Annotated in this window: 1 protein-coding gene and 1 pseudogene; one reads left to right on the plus strand and one right to left on the minus strand. The window is 41.3% G+C overall.

Annotated features, from left to right (window positions below; genetic code table 11):
* Window positions 1-252 (plus strand): annotated as a pseudogene (locus tag ACS8FD_RS21420) (adenylosuccinate lyase); the annotation flags it as partial.
* Window positions 253-417: 165 nt separating this feature from the next.
* On the opposite strand, the gene ACS8FD_RS21425 reads toward ACS8FD_RS21420, so the two are convergent.
* Complete coding sequence (locus tag ACS8FD_RS21425) at window positions 418-609, minus strand: NF038104 family lipoprotein (protein WP_439261486.1); 192 nt, start codon at window positions 607-609, stop codon at window positions 418-420.
* Between the last annotated feature and the right edge of the window lie 49 nt (window positions 610-658).

A 658-nucleotide genomic window follows, 5' to 3' on the forward strand; every position in this document is an offset into this window, starting at 1 on the left:
GAAGTATTGGCAGAGCCGATTCAAACGGTCATGCGTCGCTACCGCGTTGAGAACCCTTATGAGAAACTCAAAGCCCTAACTCGTGGCAATGCCATGACTCGCGAAGCGATGCTAACGTTCGTTGACAGTGACGAGTTGGCAGCCGTTAGCGATGCTGATAAAGCACGTCTACGTGAGCTCACACCAGCGACCTATACTGGTAATGCCGCTGAGCAAGCACGCGCTATTAAAGACTGGATTGCCAAGCTTTAGTAGCAGTTAAGCTAATACTAAAAAATAGGAGCGTGCAAAATGATTTACACGCTCCTATTTCGATAATAGTACTGTCTTACTAAGTTTTTATCTTAATAAGTGATAACCTTACTTTGAAAACTATGATTGATTTTAATTCAAACTCCATAGTCGATAAGTAAGGTTTTACTTTTTATCCTTTTTATCATCGTCGTCACTGTCACCTGGTATGATGGCTTTGCCGACCGCAACCGTACCTTTGACCACGCCTTTGGTGGTTTTATAGGCAACTTTAGCAGGTACCGTTACTATCTTATGTACACAAGCTTGAAGGAAGAATACGCTTGCGATAATGACGATAAATTGTAATTTTTTCATAAATGTCCTACGATTAATGGGATGTTCTGATATGGGATGTTTTGTTAGT

The organism is Psychrobacter sp. 1U2 (genome assembly GCF_051847575.1).

Coding starts and splice junctions, on each gene's coding strand:
- ACS8FD_RS21425 (WP_439261486.1), bottom strand. CDS start 609: ATGAAAAAATTACAATTTATCGTCATTATCGCAAGCGTATTCTTCCTT.